The organism is Nocardia thraciensis (genome assembly GCF_054782435.1).
The window spans coordinates 90,757-108,989 of the sequence record NZ_BAAGSM010000017.1; the positions used below are offsets into that span (position 1 = coordinate 90,757).

Sequence of the window (18,233 nt, forward strand, 5' to 3'; positions counted from 1 at the left end):
GGAGCGCAGCACACGTGACCAGGTTCGACACCATCGAGCGCGCAGTCGCCGACATCGCCGCCGGTAAGGCGGTTGTCGTCGTCGACGACGAGGGCCGCGAGAACGAGGGTGATCTCATCTTCGCCGCGGAGAAGGCAACGCCCGAACTGGTGGCCTTCATGATCCGCTACACCTCCGGCTACATCTGTGTGCCGCTGACCGGCGCCGACTGCGACCGGCTGGGCCTCCCGCCGATGTACGCGGTGAACCAGGACAAGCACGGCACCGCCTACACCGTCTCGGTCGACGCGCGCGAGGGCGTCAGCACCGGCATCTCCGCCGCCGACCGCGCCACCACCATGCGCATGCTCGCCGACCGGGCCGCCAAGCCCGAGGACTTCACCCGGCCCGGGCACGTGGTTCCGTTGCGCGCCAAGGACGGTGGCGTGCTGCGTCGCCCCGGGCACACCGAGGCCGCGGTCGATCTGGCGCGGCTGGCCGGTCTGGGTCCGGCCGGTGTGATCTGCGAGATCGTCAGCCAGAAGAACGAGGGCGATATGGCCCGCACCGAGGAGTTACGCGTCTTCGCCGACGAGCACGAGTTGGCTTTGATCTCCATCGCCGACATGATCGCGTGGCGGCGCAAGAACGAGAAGCAGGTGGAGCGCGTCGCGGAGGCGCGCATTCCCACCCGGTTCGGTGAGTTCCGGGCGGTCGGCTACAAGAGCATCTACGACGATGTCGAGCACGTCGCGCTGGTGCGCGGCGACATCGGGGTCGACGGCGGCGAGGATGTGCTGGTGCGAGTGCATTCCGAATGCCTGACCGGGGACGTGTTCGGCTCGCTGCGCTGCGACTGCGGCCCGCAGCTGGAGGCCGCTCTCGAGATGGTGGCCACCGAGGGCCGGGGCGTGGTGCTGTATATGCGCGGGCACGAGGGCCGCGGCATCGGGCTCATGCACAAGCTGCAGGCCTACCAACTGCAGGACAGCGGCCACGACACCGTCGACGCCAATATCGAGTTGGGCCTGCCCGCCGACGCCCGCGACTACGGCACCGGCGCACAGATCCTGGTCGACCTCGGCATCTCCTCGATGCGGCTGCTGACCAACAACCCGGCCAAGCGGGTGGGCCTGGACGGCTACGGGCTGTCCATCACCGAGCGGGTGCCGATGCCGGTGCGCGCCACCCCCGAGAACCTGCGCTATCTGCGCACCAAGCGCGACCGCATGGGCCACGACCTGGTCGGGCTGGACGATCTGGACCTGGGCGAGACCGCGCGGTGATTCCGGCGGGCAACGAGATGAGACCAAGAGAGGCGGGCCTTCACAGATGAGCGGTACCGGCGTCCCGGACTTCGAGCTCGCGGAAGCCAAGGAGCTCAGGCTCGGCATCGTCGCGTCGCGGTGGCATGCCAGGATCTGCGACACGCTGGTGGCCAATGCCGAGCGGGTGGCGCGGGCGGCCGGTGTCGAGGAGATCACCGTGGTGCGCTGTGCCGGCGCGATGGAGCTGCCGGTGGTGGCGCAGGCGTTGGCCCGCGACCACGACGCGGTGGTGGCGCTGGGCGTCGTGATCCGCGGCGAGACACCGCATTTCGAGTACGTCTGCGATGCGGTGACCGCCGGTCTGACGCGGGTCTCGCTGGACGAGAGCACCCCGGTGACCAACGGCGTGCTCACCGTGAACACCGAGCACCAGGCCCTGGATCGGGCGGGGCTGCCGGATTCGGTGGAGGACAAGGGCGAGCAGGCGTGCGCCGCGGCGCTGGACACCGCGCTGACGCTGCGTGCCCTCGCGCAGACCCAGACGGTCTGAGCCGATGTCGCCCGTCGTCCGGATCTGGAAGCGCGCCCCCCAGCCTCCGGCGCGGGGGAGTAAAGGGGCCGAGCGGGGAAGCGAAGGGGCCGAATGGGATCTGGAGGTGCGGCCGCGGCGTGCGGTGCGCACCGCTCGGATCGTTGCGGCGGTTCTCGCGGTGCTGTTCACCATCGCGGGTGTCGCGTCGTCGCACAGTACGACCGGGGTGAACTTCCGCGGCGCCGACCAGGTGGCGATCATCTGCTTCGGGTGGTTGCTCGCCGGGGCGGTACTGCTGCTCACCCGCCCGCGGGTGCGGGTGGGGCCGCGGGGCGTCTCGGTGCGCAATATCCTGGGCGACAACGACTTTCCGTGGCGGGACATTCGCGGCGTGTCGATCCCGGACAAGCGGGCCTGGGCCCGCCTCGAACTCGTCGACGACGAATACGTGCCCATGCTGGCCATCAGGGTCAACGACAAGGAGTACGCGGCGCAGTCCATGGACCGCTTCCGCGAACTGGGCGCGAAATACACCGCGGCGCAGGGCGAGTAGGCGGGAATACTTCGGGGCTGCCTACTTGGTGTCGCCCATCACCGCGCCCTCGCGGCGCGGGTCCGCACCGCCGATCCAGCCGCTGCCGTCGCGCTGCAAGGCGCTGAGGCCGCTGGTCTGCGCGTCCACCGAGACCTGGTGGCCCAGCTCGCGCAGCTTCTGCACCAGCGGGTCGTTGTTGCCCTTGTCGGCGGCGTTGATCGCGGGGTGCTCGCCGCCGACACCGGTTACCGGCGTGTTGGCGGCGCCGAAGGCCACTCCGGAGACGGACTGCTGCGGGTCGAGCTTCCAATCCAGCATATTCACCAGGGTTTTCACCACGAACTGGATGATCACCGAACCACCGGGGGAGCCGGTGACGTAGGCCAGTTGTCCGCGCGACCCGTCGGCGGCCTTGTCGAACACCAGCGTGGGGCTCATCGAACTGCGCGGCCGCTTGCCCGGCTGCAGCCGATTGGCCAGCGGGGCGCCGTCCGCGGCGGTGGGGTCGGCGCTGAAGTCGGTGAGCTGGTTGTTGAGGACGAACCCGTCGACGACGTGGAACGATCCGAACGCCGACTCCACCGTGGTGGTGAGCGCCGCGGCGTTGCCGTACTTGTCCACCACCGAGACGTGGCTCGTGCCGTGCTCGGGCTGCTGCGGGCCCGTGCCGAGCGGGACCGGGCCGAAGTCGCCCGGCTGCGCGGCGCCCATGCTGCGGTCCGGCTTGATCTGGGCCGCACGCTGTTTCAGATAGTCGTCGTTCAGCAGGGTCTCCGGTGAATTGCCCGGCAGCGGAATGAAATCGGAGTCGCCGACGTACTTGTCGCGGTCGGCGTAGGCGAGCCGTTCGGCCTCCGAGATCAGGTGCACCGCTTCGGGTCTCGGCTTGCCGCCGTTCTTGTCGACGCCCTCGGGCGCCAGGGCGGCCAGGTCGAAATTCTCCAGAATGCCCAGCGTGGCCGCGACCGCGATACCGCCCGACGACGGGTTCGGCATGCCGCAGATCTCGTGGCCGCGGTAGCTGGTGCACAGCGCGGTGCGCTTCTTGGCCTGATAACCGGCCAGGTCCGCCAGGGTGAGCTGCCCCGGCGTGCGCCCGCCCGCGGTGCTGGCGGTGGCGTCCACGATGTCCTGGGCGATGGCGCCCTTGTAGAACGCGTCGGGACCGTCGGAGGCGATGGCGCTCAACGTCTTCGACATGGCCGGGTTGGTGAGGTTGGTGCCCGCCGGTTTGGGCGATCCGTCGGGCTGCAGGAAGTACGCCTTGGCGTTCTCGTCGCGCGCGAGATCGGGGGCGGATTCGGCGATCTGCCCGGCCAGTCGCGGGCTGATCGCGAAGCCTTGATCGGCCAGCGTGATGGCCGGGTCGAACAGCTCGCGCCAGGACTGCTTGCCGTGCTCGCGGTGAGCGAGCTCGAGCAGCCGCAGTGCGCCGGGGACGCCGATGGCGCGGCCGCTGGCGCGCGCACTCGGTTGCGGGGCGGTCTGATCGGTGTCGCTGACCCAGCGCAGGTAGTTCTCGGTGGCGGCGGCGGGCGCGGTCTCGCGGCCGTCGTAGGAGTCCAGCGTTTTGGTCGCCGCGTCGTAGTACATCAGGAATGCGCCGCCGCCGATGCCGGACGCCTGCGGCTCCACCAGACCCAGCACCGTCTGGGCCGCGACGAGCGCGTCGGCCGCGGTGCCGCCGTCGGCCAGCACGCGGCAGGCCGCCTGTGTCGCAATGGGATTGGCGGCCGACACCGCGTAGCCGCCGGTGCGGACCGGGGTCATATCGCCGCGGTAGCCCGACGAGATCTCGGGATTGGTCGCGATATCGGTTCCGGTCGCGGCGGGGCCCGTGGCCTTGATCGCCGTGCCGTTCGGGATGTCCGCGCACGCCTGCGCCGGTTGATCCGACCCCGAAGAGCAGCCGGTGATCACCCCGGCGGCGAGCAGGGCGGCCGTGGCCCCGGCCCAGATGTGTCGCGTGCGCCTCATGATCGGACCTTATCGCCCGAGTCCGACACCGGCAGGGCTTTCGGGTACCGCGACTGGGAAGGACAGAAAGCATCCACACAGCTACTTCTATGCGGACATATAGGACGGCACGGACCAGTGCATTCCACGTGGTCGAGGTGACGGCGGCCCGATGTCCGGGTGGTGGCTATCGACCAGGTAACGTCGGACGTTCACCGACCGAGTGTGAAGGATCAACCAGCAGATGACCCAGGTGCGGGGACAAACATTCCTCGGCGCGGAGGACAGCGGCTACCACAAGAGCCTGAAACCGCGCCAGCTGCAGATGATCGCCATCGGCGGCGCCATCGGGACCGGATTGTTCCTCGGTGCCGGCGGCCGCCTGCTCAGCGCCGGGCCGGGGCTGTTCCTGGTCTACGGGGTGTGCGGCGTCTTCGTGTTCTTCATCCTGCGGGCGCTCGGGGAACTGGTGCTGCACCGGCCGTCGTCGGGCTCGTTCGTCTCCTACGCCCGCGAGTTCTTCGGGGAGAAGGCCGCTTTCGTCGCCGGGTGGATGTACTTCCTGAACTGGTCGATGACGGGCATCGTCGACACCACCGCCATCGCCACCTACCTGCACTACTGGGGCGGGTTCCAATCGATCGCACAGTGGTTGCTGGCGCTGATCGCGCTGCTGCTGGTGCTCGGGATCAACCTGATCTCGGTGAAGTGGTTCGGCGAGCTGGAGTTCTGGGCGGCGCTGATCAAGGTCGTCGCGCTGGTCTCGTTCCTCGGCATCGGCACGTTCTTCCTGGCGGGCCGCTTCACCGTCGACGGGCACCGGACAGGGTTCGGCATGGTCGCCGACGCGGGCGGCTGGTTCCCGACCGGTGTGCTGCCGCTGGTCACCGTGACCTCGGGCGTGGTGTTCGCGTACGCGGCCGTCGAGATGGTCGGCACCGCGGCGGGGGAGACGGAGAATCCGCAGAAGATCATGCCGCGGGCGATCAACTCGGTGATCTTCCGGATCGCGGTGTTCTACGTCGGCTCCCTGGTGCTGCTCGCGCTGCTGCTGCCCTACACGGCCTACTCGGCCTCGCAGAGCCCCTTCGTCACGTTCTTCGCGAAACTCGGTGTGGGCAACGCGGGTTCGATCATGAACTTCGTGGTGCTGACCGCCGCCTTCTCGAGTCTCAACGCCGGGCTGTACTCCACCGGGCGGATTCTGCGGTCGATGTCGATGAACGGCAGCGCGCCCAAGTTCACCAGCCGGATGAACAAGCGTGGGGTGCCCTACGGCGGCATCCTGCTGACCAGTGTGGTCGCGTTGTTCGGCATCTGGCTCAACTACATCGTGCCGGAGCGGGCGTTCGAGATCGTGCTGAGCGTGGCGTCGCTGGGCATCCTGTCGTCGTGGGCCACGATCGTCCTGTGCCAGTTGCAGATGTGGCGCTGGTGGCGGCGGGGCGAGATCGAGCGCCCGGCGTTCCGGATGTTCGGTGCGCCCTACACCGGCATCGCCACGCTCGTCTTCCTGTTCGTGGTGGTGGTGCTGATGGGCTTCGACTATCCGGTCGGGACCTGGACGGTGGCGAGTCTCGCGGTCCTCGTCCCCGCGTTGATCATCGGCTGGTTCGCCGCGCGCAAGCGGGTGCTGGCAATCGCCCGTGAGCGGGCGGGGTATACCGGGGAATTCCCCGTGGTGGCCAACATTCCGCTCGACGAGTGAGATGCCCTGCGCCGCAATGATTCCGCGGTAGCGCTCAGGCGGGCACGGTGTGATCGGTGCGGACCTGCCAGCGGCCGTCGGTGCGGGTGAGCCGGACCGGGTGGTCGAAGCAGGCGCTGATGTTCTCGCTGCTGAGCACCTCGTCGACGGAACCCGCTGCGACACAGCGGCCCTCGCGCAGCAGCATGACGTGGGTGGTGCCCGGCGGCAGTTCCTCCAGGTGGTGGGTCACCAGCACCGACGACAGCTCCGGATGGGTGGACCGCAGCCGGTCGATGCGGTCGATGAGCTGTTCGCGCCCGGCCATGTCCAGGCCGGTGGTGGGCTCGTCGAGCAGGAGCAGCCGCGGGTTCGGCATCAGCGCGCGGGCGATCAGCGCCCGGCCGCGCTCGCCCTGGGACATGGTGGGCCAGCGGGCGTCGCGGCGGTGCGCCAGGCCCAGCAGTTCGATCAGCCGGTCGGCCTCCGCGATCTCGGCGGCGGTGGGGTTCCAGCGCTGCTTCACATCGGCGGTGTTGGTCAGGCCGGTGAGCACGACCTCGTGCGCGGTGAGCGGATAGGGCGGGGCGTGACGCGGATCGACGTGACCGATCGCGGTGCGCAGTTCCCGCATGTCGACGCGGCCGAGGCGATGGCCCAGCACCTCGACGGCGCCGCGGGTGGGATGTTCGAAGGCGCCCAGCATCTTCAGCAGCGTGGACTTGCCCGCGCCGTTGGGACCCAGCAGCGCCCAGTGCTCGCCGGGGCGCACCGACAGCGACACCGCGTCGAGGATCGGGTTGCCGTTGCGCACGAAATCGACGGCGGCTACCTGGATGATGGGGGTGTCGGACATGCGCCCACGGTAGCAAACTCCTCAGACAAGCTGATGGGTGATCTATGTCATGGGATGATCTGTGTACCCTGGCCGGGTGACCATCGAGGCGGTGCTTTTCGATTTCTCCGGAACCCTGTTTCGGCTCGAGGACGACGAGAGCTGGGCCGCGGATCTGGTGACCGCCGACGGGCGACCCCTGGACGCGGACGAGACCGCCGAGATTCAGCGGCGGATGACCACACCGGTCGAACAGGTCGTGCAGTTCGACGAGCGCGGACTCTACGCGTGGCGGCACCGCGACCTGAGCCCGGAACTGCACCGCGAGGCGTACATGGAGGTGCTGCGCCGATCCGGGCTGCCGCTGCCGAACGCGGAGCGGTTCTACGCGCGCGTGATGGACGCGCTGGCGTGGACGCCCTATCCGGATACCGGCGCGGTCTTGAAATCCTTGGAGGCACAGGGGATTCCGGTCGCCATCGTCAGCAATATCGCGTTCGACGTGCGCCCGGCGTTCGCCGCGCACGGCTGGGAGCGTGACGTCGCGGCGTTCGCGCTGTCCTACGAGGTCGGCGCGATGAAGCCGGACGCGCGGATCTTCCAGTGGGCGCTCGACCGCCTCGGCGTCCGCCCCGAGGCCGCGTTGATGGTAGGCGACAGCCGCGAAGCCGACGGCGGCGCAACGGTTCTCGGCTGCGGCTTCGCCTGGGTGGACCCGCTTCCCACGGCCCAGCGACCGGATGCGCTGCTCGCGGCGCTGCGCGAGCACGGTGTGAGCGTCTGAGCCAATCCAGCGGGCCCGCCGTGCCGTCAGCGCGGAGTGCGGGCCAGCGCCCGACCGGCGGCGCGGCCGGAGAAGATGCAGCCGCCGAGAAAGGTGCCCTCCAGGGCGTTGTAGCCGTGCACCCCGCCGCCGCCGAAGCCCGCCACCTCACCGGCGGCGTAGAGCCCCGGGAACGGCGTCCCGTCGGGCCGGATCACCTGGGAATCCAGGTTCGTCTGCAGGCCGCCCAGCGTCTTTCGGGTGAGCACGTTGAGCCGGACGGCGATCAGCGGCCCGTGCGCGGGATCCAGGATACGGTGCGGGGTGGCGACCCGGCCGAGCTTGTCGCCGCGCGAGCGGCGTGCGTTGGCGACCGCCATCAGCTGCGCGTCCTTGCTGTAGTTATTGGCCAGCTCGCGGTCGCGGGCCACGATCTGACGCTCGAGATCGGCGAGGTCGAGCTGCGGGCCGCGCGAGATCTTGTTCATGCCTTGCACCAGCTCGCCCAGCGTGTTCGCGACCACGAAGTCGACGCCGTGCTTCTTGAACGCCTCCACTGGGCCCGGGGCGCCCTTGGCGACGCGGCTCTTGAGCGTCAGCTTCAGATCCTTGCCCGTGATGTCGGGATTCTGCTCGGACCCCGAGAGCGCGAACTCCTTCTCGATGATGGACTGGGTGAGTACGAACCACGAGTAATCGTAGCCGGTGCCGAGGATCGCCTTCATGGTGGCGTTGGTGTCGAAACCCGGGAAACACGGTGCGGGCAAACGTTTTCCGTTGGCGTCGAACCACAGCGACGACGGGCCCGGGATGATGCGGATGGCATGGTCGGGCCAGATCGGGTCCCAGTTGTGGATGCCCTCGGTGTAGTGCCACATGCGGTCGCGGTTCACGATCCGGCCGCCGGCGGCCTCGGTGATCGCGAGCATGCGCCCGTCCACGTGCGCGGGCACACCGGAGATCATCGTCCGCGGGCACGGGCCCAGCCGATCGGTGGGCCAGTTGCGGCGGATCAGGTCGTGGTCGTGGCCGATGCCGCCGGAGGACACGATCACGGCCGGGGCGCGGAACTCGAACTCGCCCACCGTATTCCGCGACGAGGCCCGGCCGCGTTCGAGATCGGTGGGCTCCAGCACGCCGCCGCGGACACCCACCACGGCATCGTCCTCGACGATCAGGTCGTCCACACGGTGCCGGAAGGCGAATTCGACCAGGCCGCGCCGCTCGGCGGCGAGGACCGGGTCCAGGAACACCCGCAGCACCTCCGGCCCGGTGCCCCACGTCAGGTGGAAGCGGGGCACCGAATTGCCGTGCCCGTCGGCGGTGGCGCCGCCGCGTTCCGCCCAGCCCACCAGCGGCGTCACCCGCAGGCCGAGGTCGTGCAGGTATCGCCGCTTCTCGGTGGCGGCGAACTCGACGTAGGCGCGCGCCCACCGCCGCGCCCAGTGATCCTCGTCGTCGCGATCGAATCCGGCCGACCCCTGCCAGTCCTGCCAGGCCAGTTCGAAGGAGTCCTTCACCCCCAGGCGCCGCTGCTCCGGGCTGTCCACGAAGAACAGCCCGCCCAGCGACCAGAACGCCTGTCCGCCGAGGTTGTTGCGGTTCTCCTGGTCCACGACCAGTACCCGCCGTCCGGCCCGGGTGAGTTCATAGGCGGCCACCAGTCCGGCCAGCCCGGCTCCGACGACGATGACATCCGGCTGCTGGGACGGCGCCACGGGGACTCCTTCGCGCTCGGTCGTTCGGATACACGAGTGTATCGGGTGGTTGTCAAGGTAGCAGATCGGCGACGTGCGGGGACGGTGACGCCGAAACTTGTCGGTGGGTTCTGGCATGGTTCGGGTGTGCGTACGATGACCGCCGCCGCGGCCCGCCGGACCGCGCTCGCCGCCCAGGGGTTCGCCGCGCCGCGCCCGGCGTCCCCCGCTACCCGCCGCTCCCTGCAGCGTGTTCTGGAGAAGACCCAGCTGCTGCAGCTGGACTCGGTGTCGGCCGTGGTCCGGGCGCACTACGCTCCTGTGTTCAGCCGGATCGGCGGCTACGACCGCGCACTGCTGGACGAGATGGCGTGGAGCCACAACGCCCGTCGCCCGCGGCGGCTGGTGGAGTACTGGGCGCACGAGGCGGCGCTGCTCCCGGTGGAGGACTGGCCGCTGATGCGCTGGCGGATGGCCCGCTATCGCGAAGGGCGCTGGGGTGGTTCGCGATCGGTGCTCGAGCGCAATCCCACCCTGCCCAAGGATGTGCTCGAGGTGATCGGGGAGTTCGGCGCGTGCACGGCGGGGGAGGTGGAGAAGCATCTCGAGCTCGACCGTCCCCGCCGCAAGGATCACTGGGGCTGGAACTACAGCGACACCAAGGTGGTGTGCGAGGTGCTGTTCGCCACCGGGGAGCTGTCGGTGGACAAGCGGGTCGGCTTCCAACGCCACTACGACTTGACCGAGCGGGTACTCCCGCCCGAGGTCCGCGCTCGCGAGATCGAGGAACCGGATGCGGTGCGGGAGTTGGTGCGCCGGGCGTCGACCGCGCTCGGCATCGCCACCGAACCGGATCTGCGCGACTACTACCGGCTGCACCGCAGCCAGACCGAGCCCGCCATCGCCGACCTGGTCGATGCGGGCGAGCTGGAGCAGATACAGGTGTCAGGCTGGGACCGGCCCGCCTACCTGCGCGCCGGGGCCCGCACCCCGCGCCGGGTCGAGGGCGCCGCCCTGCTCTGCCCGTTCGACCCGCTGATCTTCTTCCGCACGCGCACCGAGCGGATCTTCGACTTCCATTACCGCATCGAGATCTACACCCCCGAACCCAAGCGGGTGCACGGCTACTACGTGTTCCCGTTCCTGCTCGACGGCGAGCTGGTGGCGCGGGTGGATCTGCGGGCGGAACGCGCCACCGGGCGCCTCCTGGCCCCCGGCGCCTTCGCCGAAACCGGTTGGGAGAGCAGCCATGTCGTCTCCGAATTGGCCCGTTCGCTGCGAGAGATGGCCGACTGGCTGGAGCTGGACACGATCGAGGTGGGACGCCGCGGTGATCTCGCCGCCGCGCTGCGCGCCGCATGCGGTGCACGCGGACCACGAAATTCCTTGCGGTAGAGCCGGACGGGGGCGGTAACGTGTTCGAGGGGTACCCAGGACATCGCGTCGCGCCCGCCGCTGTTCGGTGCTACCTTCGGCCGATGTCGTCGAATCGTCTGCGGCGCAGTCGAATTGTCCGGGTCTGTGCGCTGGTCGCCACGGCGGTGCTGATCGCGTCCGGCTGCGGCGGATCCGGCAGCGGCGACACCGCGGGCGGGCAACCGTCGGCCGGTCCCTGGCCGCCCGCCGACGGCCGCGGCGACTGCGCGGTGAGCAAGCAGGAGAACGTGCCCGCCGCCATGCGCGACGGCGTGGTGCTGCGGTCCGATGTGTACCGTCCGCAGACCGCCGATCCGGTGCCGGTGATCCTGATGCGCACCCAGTACGGTAAGGCGGCCGCGCAGATCCAGCCCTACCGGTACCGGTCGCCGGACTGGTTCGCCTCGCACTGCTATCTGGTTGTCGTACAAGACATTCGGGGACAGGGGAAGTCGGGCGGCACCTTCACCGAATTCGGCCCCGACCTGGACGACGGGTACGACTCGGTGGAATGGGCCGCGGCGCTGCCCGGCACGAACGGCAAGGTCGGCATGTACGGCTCGTCGTATGTCGGTGCGACCCAGTGGCTCGCGGCGGTCCGCACGCCGCCGCACCTCGCCACGATCGTCCCGGCCAACACCTCCTCGGACTACTACGACGGCTGGACCTACGAGGGTGGCGCCTTCCGGCTGGCCTTCGTCGAACCGTGGGCGATGGAGACGATCGGCCGCACGGCCGCCGAGAACCGCGGCGACACCGCGACCGCCAAGCAACTCCTGGCCGACGGCGCGGAATACACCCGCTGGCTGACCTATCGGCCGTACCAGCAGTTCCCGCCATTGCACCCGGACGATCCGGTGGTCGCACCGTGGTTCTACGACTGGATTCGGCATTCGACGCGCGACGACTACTGGAAGCAGTGGAGCATCCGCGACCGATACCCGGACGTCGAGGTGCCGGTGCTCGGTATCGAGGGCTGGTACGACGCCTTCCTCTCCGGCGGTATCGAGAACTTCACCGGCATGGTCAGCCGGGGCGGATCGGAGCACGCGCGCCGCAATCAGCGGCTGGTGATCGGGCCGTGGGACCACGTGGGGTGGGGCCGCCCCGGGACGGGCATCACGGCGCCGCTGCTCGCCGCCGGTCCCGAGGGGAACAGCCCGGTCAACGAACTCATGCTGAAATGGTTCGACCACTTCCTGAAGGGCGCCGACAACAAGGTGTCCGGGCTACCCGCGGTCGACTACTTCGTGATGGGCGCCAACCGCTGGAAGACAGCCTCCGCCTGGCCGCTGCCCGATACCCGCTGGACCACCTACCACCTGTCCGGGCCGGGCGGCGTCGGGCTCGGCGGCCGCAAGGGCGCGCTGGTCGCGGACGCCCCGAAGGATCCGCAACCGCCGGACCGGTACTACTACGACCCGCTGAACCCGGTGCCCAGCGCGGGCGGGCATTCGTGCTGCGGCGCGTCGAGTGGCCCGCAGGGACCGTTCGATCAGGGCGTGGTCGAACAGCGCTCGGACGTGCTGACCTACACCACCGCTCCGATGCCGTCCGATACCGAGATCACGGGGCCGACCGAGGTGCGACTGTGGGCGGCCTCGACGGCCCCCGACACCGATTTCACGGCGAAACTGGTGGTCGTCGCCCCAGACGGGTCCACGGTCAACCTCAACAACGGCATCATTCGTGCCGCGTTCCGGGATTCGCTCGAGCACCCGACGCCCATCGTGCCCGGGCGGCCGTACCAGTACACGATCAAGATCTGGCCGACCAGCTACCAGGTGAAGGCGGGATCTCGTCTGCGCCTGGAGATCTCGAGCAGCGACTATCCGCAGTACGCGCCGAATCCGAACACCGGTGAACCGTTCGGCGCGAGCGCCGCCGCGCAGGGCGCCACGCAGACGATCTTCCACGATCCCGAACATCCGTCGTCGGTGGTGCTGCCGATCATCCCGGCGGGCGACGAGGGGAGCCCCCGGTTCCCGTTGACGCGGTGAGCGCCCCGCACGCTTGCCGACCGATCACCGCGCGCCTACCGTTGCGATCATGTCGCGCATCGAGATCGAGGATCTACCCGCCGATACCGCCGAGGTGCTGTCCCGCCGCGCTCGCTATGCCGGACTGCCGGTGGTCGACTATGTGCGCCGGGAACTGACAACGTTGACGACCAAGCGGGTCCCCATCGACTCGGTGGTGGAATTCCTGGAGTCCGAGCGCCCGGACTATCCGGCGCCGTCGATCGATGAGGGCGCCATGACCCTGATCGACACCTACAATCTCCCGGCCGACGCCTGGAGCGTTCTGAGCCGCCGCGCCGGAGCGACCGGGGTCGCCCTCGGCGACTACGTCCGCCAGGAGTTGATCACGTTGGCGCGCCGCAGCACGATCGAGGAACAGATGCTGGAGCTCCGGGAGATGGTGGACCGCGATCCGAGCCTCGATGTCGACATGGCGGCGGTCGAGGAATCGATCCGATACGCGCGAGGGCTCTGAGCCCGGGCGGTCCGTCCCCAGCGTCCGGCCAGGGCGGCGCAGGTGAACAGCTGAATCTGGTGGAAGATCATCAGCGGCAGCACGATCAGCCCCACGGGATGCCCGGCGAACAGCACCGTCGCCATCGGCAGGCCGGTGGCCAGGCTCTTCTTCGATCCGCAGAAGATCATCACGATCCGGTCGGCGCGATCGAAGCCGAGCAGTCTGCCGGTGGCCGAGGTCAGCCCGAGCACCACGCCCAGCACGGCGGCGCACACGACCGCCACGGCCAGCAATGCCCAGGGCGACAGGCCGTTCCAGATGTGTTCCAACATCCCGGCGCTGAACGCCGCGTACACCACCAGGTACACCGACCCCCGGTCCACGACCCGGGTGATCGCGGCGTGCCGCAGCAGCCCGCGCAGCCACGGCCGGAGCAATTGCCCGGCCAGGAACGGCAGCAGCAACTGCACCACGATCATCACGATGGCGCCGGGTGACACCGCGGCGCCGCCCGCGGTGTGCAGGAGCAGCATGACCAGCAGGGGCGTCGCGAACACTCCGACCAGATTCGACAGCGACGCGCTGACGACCGCACCGGCCACATTGCCCCGCGCGATCGAGGTGAACGCGATCGACGACTGCACCGTCGACGGCAGCAGACACAGGAACAGCATCCCGGTATACAGCTCGTCGGAGAGTACCGACGGGACCAGCAGCCGCAGTGCCAGGCCGATCAGCGGAAAGGCCACGAAGGTCACGGCGAGCACGCTCGCGTGCAGGCGCCAGTGTCGCAACCCGGCCAGCGCCTCCCGCGGCTCCAGGCGCGCGCCGTAGAGCAGGAACAAGACCCCGATGGCGATCTTGGTCGCCCAGTCCAGGACGTCGGCGGCGGTGCCGCGCGCGGGCAACGCCACGGCGAGCAGCACGCTGGCCAGGATGCCGAGCATGAAACCGTCGATGCGGAGTTTGGCGAACAACCTCACCAGTGCACGGTACGGGCCGGCAAACTGATCACGGAAGCCGTTGGAGGCGATATCTCCGAACGCGTATCGTGATGAATGTGTTCGATCCGGAGCTCTTGCGCACCTTCCTCGCCGTCGAACGCGCGGGCGGATTCACCGCCGCGGGCCGCATTGTCGGGCTGCGGCAGTCGACCGTCAGCGGCCACGTCGCGCGGCTGGAGCAGGCGGCGGGCCGCGAGCTGTTCCGCCGCGACACCCGCAACCTCGCCCTCACCGCGGACGGCGCCGCCATGGTCGGCTTCGCGCGCACCATCCTCGACGCGCAGGCGCGGGCGCAGCGCTACTTCTCCGATTCGCGGCTGTCGGGGCTGATCCGGCTCGGCGCCTCCGACGACGTCATGGCCCGTGAGCTGCCCGATGTGCTGCTCGAGTTCCAGCGCAGCCATCCGGGCGTGGATCTGGAGCTGACGGTCGGGCTCAGCGAGAATCTGAAGACGCGCATGGCCGCGGGCGAACTGGATCTCGTGGTCGGCAAACGGCTCCCGGGCGAGCGGCACGGCGAACTGCTGTGGCGGGACCGGCTGGTGTGGGCGGGCCGTTCGGGCGCAACGGTTTTCGACGATCCGGTCCCGCTCGTCACCTATCCGCCACCCAGCCTCACCCGCCACATTGCCCTGCGCGCATTGGAACGCGAGGGCCGGGCCTGCCGCATCGCCTGCACCAGCGACAGCCAGCTCGGCCTGCGCGCCGCCGTGCTCGCTGGCCTGGGTGTGATCGCGCACGCCGAGAACCTGCTGCCCGCAGGGCTTTTCACCGTCGAAGACGCCAGCCTCCCGGAACTGGGCGACCTCGAATTCGTCCTGCTGCGCCGCCGCACCCGCCTCTCGGAACCCGAACGCGCTCTCTGCGAGGCGATCACGGCCAGCGCCCGCCGCCTCCGACGAGGCTGATTCGGTCCGCAGGTCATCGACCCGCCTCCGCGCCCGCCGACGCCACCGCACGCGCCGACCGTTCGGCGCGGCGCACCACCGTGAGTGCCGTGACCGCCGCGACCACGCTGAACGCTGCCGCAATCAGGGAGCCACGCCGGAACCCCTCGGTCAGCGCGGTGGCCGCCCCGCCGGAGGCGCCCCGGGCGACCGCGATGGCGACCCGCCGCGACGACGGCGGTGCCGAGCGCGCCACCGATCTCGCGGGCGGTTTCCACCATGCCGCCCGCGAGGCCGCTGACCCGCTCGGGGATGCCGATGAACGCCGCCACCTGGATGGAGACCAGGGACAGTCCCACGCCCACCCAGCCCGGAAACAGATCCGGCCAGTACGCGGCGCGCACGGGAACTCGGGCGAGCCAGAGCAGTCCGGCCGCCGCGCAGACCTGCGCCAGCACGATCGCCCATCCGGCGCCGAGCCGGGACAGGACGGCGGGCGCGAGACCGGCGGCCGCCACCACGGCGGTCGCGGCGATGGCCAGGTACGCCACGCCCGTGCGCAGCGCCGAGTAGCCGAGGGGTCGGTCCCGGCGGCGGTCGGAAACGGTTGTACCCAGGTCGATTCCGGCAGCGGCGCGCCCAGCCCGGCGCGCGGGTCGGCGGCGGTCACCAGGTCCATCGGCAGTGCCCGGCGCTTGCGGTCGGACGCCGCGTCGACGCAGACGTTCGTCGCGATGCGGTACATCCACGGCCGCAGTCCGTCCGGGCCCGCCAGGCGCCCCGCGGACCGCCACGCGCGCATCATGGTCTCCTGCACCGCGTCTTCGGCCTCGAGCACCGAGCCGAGCATGCGATAGCAGTAGGCCAGCAGCGGCTGCCGCAGTTCGGCGAGTTCCCGCTCCAGTGACGGGCGGGCGAGGGCGGGGGTCGGATTCATGCGGTGGCTCCTCGAGGGTCGCGTGCCGCTGCGGCACAGGGAACGCCTTCGACATCTACGACCGTCGCGGCCGCCGAAAGTCGTCGCCGCGCGGCGGCCTCGCCTCCGATTGTCCGCCTCGGCGGGCGGGCGGGGCCCGGCTTTCCCGGGGATGTCGGGGCCGGTCGATAGGCTTGTCGGGTGGCAGATCCAGCGACGTACCGGCCCGCGCCGGGCACCATTCCCCTCGAACCGGGTGTCTACAAATTCCGGGACTCGTACGGGCAGGTCATCTACGTCGGCAAGGCCAAGAGCCTGCGCAACCGGTTGAACTCCTACTTCGCCGATGTCGCCGCGCTGCATCCGCGCACCCGGCAGATGGTCACCACCGCCGCCAGCGTGGAGTGGACGGTGGTGACCACCGAGGTGGAAGCCCTGCAGCTGGAATACAACTGGATCAAGGAGTTCGATCCGCGGTTCAACGTCCGCTACCGCGACGACAAAACCTACCCGATGCTCGCGGTGAGCATGAACGAGGAGTATCCGCGGGTGTTCGTCTACCGCGGCGCGCGCAAGAAGGGGGTGCGCTACTTCGGTCCCTACGCCCATGCCTGGGCCATCCGCGAGACGGTCGACCTGCTGCTGCGCGTCTTCCCGGTGCGCACGTGCTCGGCCGGAGTCTTCAAGCGGCACCGGCAGATCGGGCGCCCGTGCCTGCTCGGCTACATCGACAAATGCTCCGCGCCGTGCATCGGCCGGGTGAGCGCCGAGGAGCACCGCCGCGTCGCCGAGGACTTCTGCGACTTCCTCTCCGGCAAGACCGACCGCATGGTGCGCGAGCTCAAGCGCCAGATGCAGTCGGCGGCAGAGGATTTGGACTTCGAGGCCGCGGCCCGGCTGCGCGATGACGTCCAAGCGCTGGAGCGCGCGCTGGAGAAGCAGGCGGTGGTGCTGGGCACCGGCACCGACGCCGACGTGATCGCCTTCGCCACCGACGAGCTGGAGGCCGCGGTGCAGATCTTCCACGTGCGCGACGGCCGGGTGCGCGGCCAGCGCGGCTGGGTGGTCGACAAATCCGGCGACGCGGCCGACGTGGTCGAGGCCGGGGGCGAGTTGCCCGCCCTGGTCGAGCAGTTCCTCACCCAGTTCTACGGCGAGCAGGCCGCCTTCGCCGAGCACACCGATACCGAGACCGCGGCGACCGTGGTGCCGCGCGAGGTGCTGGTGCCCGCGCTGCCGGGCGATCCTGAGCAGGTCCAGAGCTGGCTGTCGGAGCTGCGCGGCTCCGCGGTGCAGCTGCGGGTGCCGCAGCGCGGCGACAAGAAGGCGCTGATGGAGACCGTACAGCGCAACGCGGGCGAGGCCCTGGCCCAGCACAAGCTCAAACGCGCGGGCGACCTGACCGCGAGATCGGCCGCGCTGCAAGGGATTCAGGACGCGCTGGAGCTGGACAGCGCGCCCCTGCGCATCGAGTGCGTCGACATCAGCCACGTGCAGGGCACCGATGTGGTGGCCTCGCTGGTGGTGTTCGAGGACGGGCTGGCGCGCAAGTCCGAGTATCGCCACTACACGATCAGGGAGGCCGCGGGGGAGGGCCGCTCCGACGATGTGGGCAGCATCGCCGAGGTGACCAGGCGCCGGTTCCAGCGGCTGCGGCGCGATCTGGACGCGATGGAGGCCGCGGAGCTGAGCGGCCGGGAGGTCGCGGGTGCGGCGCTCACGGACGCACCGGCCGAGTCCGACGGCGACACTCCCGGCGATTCCGAACCGAATACCCCGCCCGGCATCGACCCCAGGACCGGCAAGCCGCGCAGATTCTCCTATCCGCCCAACCTCTACGTCGTCGACGGCGGCGCACCCCAGGTGAACGCCGCCGCCGAGGTGCTCGACGAGTTGGGCATCACCGACGTCGCCGTGATCGGGCTGGCCAAACGCCTGGAGGAGGTTTGGGTCCCGGGCGAGCCGGACCCGGTGATCATGCCGCGCAACAGCGAGTCGCTGTACCTGCTGCAGCGAGTCCGCGACGAGGCGCACCGCTTCGCGATCACCTTCCACCGCAGCAAGCGTTCGCGCCGCATGACCGCGTCCGCACTGGACTCGGTGCGCGGTCTCGGGGAGTCCCGGCGCACCGCCCTCGTCACCCACTTCGGGTCGGTGGCGCGGCTCAAGGACGCTACGGTGGAGGAGATCACGGAGGTCCCGGGGATCGGGGTGGCCACGGCGAAGGCCGTGCTGGCGGCCCTGAACGCGAGCGAGGCGAACGGTGGGTGACCGGCGCCC

At 69.9% G+C, this 18,233-nt stretch carries 14 protein-coding genes and 1 pseudogene; 10 read left to right on the forward strand and 5 right to left on the reverse strand.

Annotated features, from left to right (window positions below; translation table 11 throughout):
* Window positions 1-14 precede the first annotated feature (14 nt).
* From ACYVLQ_RS08265 to ACYVLQ_RS08275, 3 genes are read left to right on the forward strand one after another with little or no spacing between them, the layout of a single operon-like run.
* Window positions 15-1,265 (forward strand): bifunctional 3,4-dihydroxy-2-butanone-4-phosphate synthase/GTP cyclohydrolase II, encoded by a 1,251-nt coding sequence (locus ACYVLQ_RS08265; RefSeq protein ID WP_460696798.1) that lies wholly within the window; start codon window positions 15-17, stop codon window positions 1,263-1,265.
* 46 nt (window positions 1,266-1,311) lie between these two features.
* Window positions 1,312-1,797 (forward strand): 6,7-dimethyl-8-ribityllumazine synthase, encoded by a 486-nt coding sequence (gene ribH, locus ACYVLQ_RS08270; RefSeq protein WP_460696799.1) that lies wholly within the window; start codon window positions 1,312-1,314, stop codon window positions 1,795-1,797.
* Between the two features lie 4 nt (window positions 1,798-1,801).
* The gene (locus ACYVLQ_RS08275; RefSeq protein ID WP_460696800.1) at window positions 1,802-2,332 is read left to right on the forward strand and encodes a PH domain-containing protein; all 531 of its coding nucleotides are present in this window, start codon (window positions 1,802-1,804) and stop codon (window positions 2,330-2,332) included.
* Window positions 2,333-2,353: 21 nt separating this feature from the next.
* Here the strand turns inward: ACYVLQ_RS08275 and ggt are convergent, their stop codons facing one another.
* On the reverse strand, window positions 2,354-4,291 hold the full coding sequence (ggt, locus tag ACYVLQ_RS08280; protein WP_460696801.1) for a gamma-glutamyltransferase: 1,938 nt from the start codon (window positions 4,289-4,291) through the stop codon (window positions 2,354-2,356).
* 223 nt (window positions 4,292-4,514) lie between these two features.
* Here ggt and ACYVLQ_RS08285 point away from each other — a divergent pair, with 223 nt between their 5' ends.
* Window positions 4,515-5,978, forward strand: a complete 1,464-nt coding sequence (locus tag ACYVLQ_RS08285; RefSeq protein ID WP_460696802.1) for an amino acid permease — start codon at window positions 4,515-4,517, stop codon at window positions 5,976-5,978.
* A 34-nt stretch (window positions 5,979-6,012) separates the two neighbouring features.
* On the opposite strand, the gene ACYVLQ_RS08290 is transcribed toward ACYVLQ_RS08285, so the two are convergent.
* A complete protein-coding gene (locus ACYVLQ_RS08290) occupies window positions 6,013-6,813 on the reverse strand; it encodes an ABC transporter ATP-binding protein (protein WP_460696803.1) in 801 nt (266 codons plus the stop codon).
* Between the two features lie 76 nt (window positions 6,814-6,889).
* Between ACYVLQ_RS08290 and ACYVLQ_RS08295 the strand changes: the two genes are divergently transcribed.
* Window positions 6,890-7,576 (forward strand): HAD family hydrolase, encoded by a 687-nt coding sequence (locus ACYVLQ_RS08295; RefSeq protein ID WP_460696804.1) that lies wholly within the window; start codon window positions 6,890-6,892, stop codon window positions 7,574-7,576.
* 26 nt (window positions 7,577-7,602) lie between these two features.
* Here ACYVLQ_RS08295 and ACYVLQ_RS08300 read toward each other — a convergent pair whose 3' ends face one another.
* A complete protein-coding gene (locus ACYVLQ_RS08300) occupies window positions 7,603-9,273 on the reverse strand; it encodes an FAD-binding dehydrogenase (protein WP_460696805.1) in 1,671 nt (556 codons plus the stop codon).
* A 126-nt stretch (window positions 9,274-9,399) separates the two neighbouring features.
* Between ACYVLQ_RS08300 and ACYVLQ_RS08305 the strand changes: the two genes are divergently transcribed.
* The 3 genes from ACYVLQ_RS08305 to ACYVLQ_RS08315 all read left to right on the forward strand — a co-directional run bounded on the left by ACYVLQ_RS08305 (window position 9,400) and on the right by ACYVLQ_RS08315 (window position 13,164).
* Window positions 9,400-10,647, forward strand: coding sequence for a winged helix-turn-helix domain-containing protein (locus tag ACYVLQ_RS08305; RefSeq protein WP_460696806.1), 1,248 nt, complete (start codon window positions 9,400-9,402; stop codon window positions 10,645-10,647).
* A gap of 83 nt (window positions 10,648-10,730) precedes the next feature.
* Window positions 10,731-12,668: a CocE/NonD family hydrolase gene (locus ACYVLQ_RS08310; protein WP_460696807.1), complete on the forward strand. Its 1,938-nt coding sequence runs from the start codon at window positions 10,731-10,733 to the stop codon at window positions 12,666-12,668.
* 49 nt (window positions 12,669-12,717) lie between these two features.
* Window positions 12,718-13,164 carry a hypothetical protein gene (locus ACYVLQ_RS08315; protein WP_460696808.1) on the forward strand — a complete coding sequence of 149 codons (447 nt, stop codon included), beginning with the start codon at window positions 12,718-12,720 and terminating at the stop codon, window positions 13,162-13,164.
* Between the two features lie 5 nt (window positions 13,165-13,169).
* On the opposite strand, the pseudogene ACYVLQ_RS08320 reads toward ACYVLQ_RS08315, so the two are convergent.
* Window positions 13,170-14,129: pseudogene (locus tag ACYVLQ_RS08320) on the reverse strand (bile acid:sodium symporter family protein); the annotation flags it as partial.
* Window positions 14,130-14,200: 71 nt separating this feature from the next.
* Here ACYVLQ_RS08320 and ACYVLQ_RS08325 point away from each other — a divergent pair.
* Entirely contained in the window at window positions 14,201-15,058 is an 858-nt protein-coding gene (locus tag ACYVLQ_RS08325; RefSeq protein WP_460696809.1) for a LysR substrate-binding domain-containing protein, read from the forward strand.
* 13 nt (window positions 15,059-15,071) lie between these two features.
* Here ACYVLQ_RS08325 and ACYVLQ_RS08330 read toward each other — a convergent pair whose 3' ends face one another.
* Window positions 15,072-15,974: a sigma factor gene (locus tag ACYVLQ_RS08330; RefSeq protein WP_460696810.1), complete on the reverse strand. Its 903-nt coding sequence runs from the start codon at window positions 15,972-15,974 to the stop codon at window positions 15,072-15,074.
* Between the two features lie 180 nt (window positions 15,975-16,154).
* On the opposite strand from ACYVLQ_RS08330, the gene uvrC reads away from it, so the two are divergent.
* Window positions 16,155-18,224, forward strand: coding sequence for an excinuclease ABC subunit UvrC (uvrC, locus tag ACYVLQ_RS08335; RefSeq protein WP_460696811.1), 2,070 nt, complete (start codon window positions 16,155-16,157; stop codon window positions 18,222-18,224).
* Window positions 18,225-18,233: the final 9 nt, after the last annotated feature.

Bases quoted from the DNA above. Each gene is read 5' to 3' on its own strand.
- ribH (WP_460696799.1), top strand. From the start codon at position 1,312: ATGAGCGGTACCGGCGTCCCGGACTTCGAGCTCGCGGAAGCCAAGGAG.
- ACYVLQ_RS08275 (WP_460696800.1), top strand. From the start codon at position 1,802: ATGTCGCCCGTCGTCCGGATCTGGAAGCGCGCCCCCCAGCCTCCGGCG.
- ggt (WP_460696801.1), bottom strand. From the start codon at position 4,291: ATGAGGCGCACGCGACACATCTGGGCCGGGGCCACGGCCGCCCTGCTC.
- ACYVLQ_RS08285 (WP_460696802.1), top strand. From the start codon at position 4,515: ATGACCCAGGTGCGGGGACAAACATTCCTCGGCGCGGAGGACAGCGGC.
- ACYVLQ_RS08290 (WP_460696803.1), bottom strand. From the start codon at position 6,813: ATGTCCGACACCCCCATCATCCAGGTAGCCGCCGTCGATTTCGTGCGC.
- ACYVLQ_RS08310 (WP_460696807.1), top strand. From the start codon at position 10,731: ATGTCGTCGAATCGTCTGCGGCGCAGTCGAATTGTCCGGGTCTGTGCG.
- ACYVLQ_RS08315 (WP_460696808.1), top strand. From the start codon at position 12,718: ATGTCGCGCATCGAGATCGAGGATCTACCCGCCGATACCGCCGAGGTG.
- ACYVLQ_RS08325 (WP_460696809.1), top strand. From the start codon at position 14,201: ATGAATGTGTTCGATCCGGAGCTCTTGCGCACCTTCCTCGCCGTCGAA.
- ACYVLQ_RS08330 (WP_460696810.1), bottom strand. From the start codon at position 15,974: ATGAATCCGACCCCCGCCCTCGCCCGCCCGTCACTGGAGCGGGAACTC.